Below are 2,083 nucleotides of genomic sequence, written 5' to 3'. Positions count from 1 at the left end.
ACCAATTTATCGCAACCGCAGTAGGGCAGTCTATTCTCGGACAGCCTCCTGGCATTGCGGGAAAGTGCTGGTCAGATGTATTCTGATCTGCAGGCAGCGTTTTCTGCCCTTTACAAGGGGGCTCCTGTGGGTAATACCATTGAAAGCATCGCTTCAAACCCGAAGGTAACCGATCGGCGACTGTCACAGGCTTATCAGCAGCAGCTCAGGGTGTATTTGCAGCAAGGTGAAACTCAGGCGGCCCCGGGATTGATTGATCAGTCAAGGATGCTTCTTACTCATATAGATTCGCTGTTCTGAAGGCGATTCGAGCCGTCAGCCCGTTTTCAGGCCCTGCGTGGGAATACATGAAACACTGACCCGAACGCCAATGATGGGCGGAGGATTGAAGGGTTTAAATGCCGCCAAAACAGGTTTTGCCTTCAACCGCCAGCATCTCTTATTTCCCAAACTGTAAGAGTGATATGTGACGTGTCGTCCTCCGTATTACGTCCCAGGACCACCACTTCATGCTCTGATATTGGATTGAAGCATGCGTGCACGATATCGTGTTGCTCGATAGCTCCCTTGAGTGACCAGTGCTTTTGATCGCTGCACCCCAGGATTCCTGAAAACGAAGGGTTGTAAGTCAGCACATGAAGGCCAGACAGACTAAAGCAGGGTGTGGTGGCTGGGGCGCAATCCCTGGTGATGATTTGAATTGACCATTCTCCTGCCTGGCTCTTTCCCCAGATGCAGACCTTGCCAAAATAGGTGCCGGTCAGAAAATGGCTGTCAGATGGACTGAATAGCGCCATATTCACAGGGAAATCATGCGTGAGCCTTATTTCTGAGTTAAGCCTTGCTGTTGATGCGTCGTATAACTCCCCGGGCAAGAAACAATTGTTCAGTGACCAGTCAGACCATTTTTCCGGTCTGTGCCACAGCAGTACATCATGGCTATGCCGCTGATCATGGGGGGCACATGTAGTGAACAAGTATTTATCGGCAGGGCTGAAGTCAATCAGATAGAATTCCGGGAAGATCAAAGTCTCTTGCCATCTCCCCGATGGTTCCGGGCTGTGAATTGAAACCCGTCCGGAGAAACCGAAAGAATTGGTGCGAATGCACACCAGAAGCTGATCTGTCACCTGGCTGAAGCTGGCATGCGTAATACGCTCTGATCTGCAGCGTACTAAATGCTGTGCTAACCAGGCTCCATGATCATCCAGAGATAACACAGTCACTTGACCCATAAGCCGTTGCAACAGTACCAGGTGCCGCTCCGAAGGACTGAACAGGACTTTATCAATTAATACTATTTTCGGGGAGAGTTCCATAACCTCCATTTCCAGCCAATCTTCATTTTCGTCCATACGCCAGACGATGACAGGGTCGAAATCGCTATAGCTCACCATATATTTCCCTGAAGGGCTGAATTGGGCAGTCGGATCTGGCAACGTTACCTTGCCGACAACGTCCCAACAGTGGTGAGCATGGCGCAAGGTATTAACGCAACCCTCGCTGTTGCAGGTTAACAGGCGATTTTTGCCAGCACTGAAATTTGCCGCGGTAATCACCCGATTGCCGCTGTTATTGGACCCATTAAGTGGCTCTTTTGACCATTGCCCCTGATCATTTCTGGCCAATACTTGAGAGTCATTCAAACAGTTGCCATAAAACAACAGATGACCACTGGACGGGCTGAAGCAAACATCCAGAGTAGCACCGGTCTGAAAATATGAATCTCTTGCTTCACTCACAGGGAGCGTGACTTTATATCGCTCAACCGGATGGTACGACCAGCATTTTTCCATATTTCTCAAGGTGGCAAGGCTTAGCAGTGCGGACATCTGCGGGAGGTTTTTTACTATCCTGTTTCTGAATGATATCAGTTTGTCGTTGGGTGGTGCTGGATTGGCAAATGGATGAAAGTCCAGACTTTTTTTCTTCTGCAGGGCATTTTGCCGGTATTGTTCCCGGAAGCTTCGGGGAAGCCGGGCAAAATAAGACAGTTGCCGGATATAATCGAACTCTTTAACCACTTCGCGAAATGTCAGACAGGTTGCATTTACCTGGCGGATATCATCGAATTCCAGATAGT

The 2,083-nt window shown here is 49.3% G+C and carries 2 protein-coding genes; one reads left to right on the top strand and one right to left on the bottom strand.

Features of this window, described 5'->3' with window-relative positions; genetic code table 11:
• Positions 1-75: 75 nt before the first annotated feature.
• Positions 76-300, top strand: coding sequence for a hypothetical protein (locus KDK14_RS09455; RefSeq protein WP_257264852.1), 225 nt, complete (start codon positions 76-78; stop codon positions 298-300).
• A gap of 122 nt (positions 301-422) precedes the next feature.
• On the opposite strand, the gene KDK14_RS09450 is transcribed toward KDK14_RS09455, so the two are convergent.
• A partial coding sequence (locus KDK14_RS09450; RefSeq protein WP_257264851.1) for a WD40 repeat domain-containing protein occupies positions 423-2,083 on the bottom strand: 1,661 nt, incomplete at its 5' end.

The sequence above is a fragment of the Endozoicomonas sp. ONNA2 genome (assembly GCF_024606365.1).
Classification (GTDB): Bacteria; Pseudomonadota; Gammaproteobacteria; order Pseudomonadales; family Endozoicomonadaceae; genus Endozoicomonas.
This window is presented reverse-complemented; position numbering and strand designations above follow the sequence as displayed.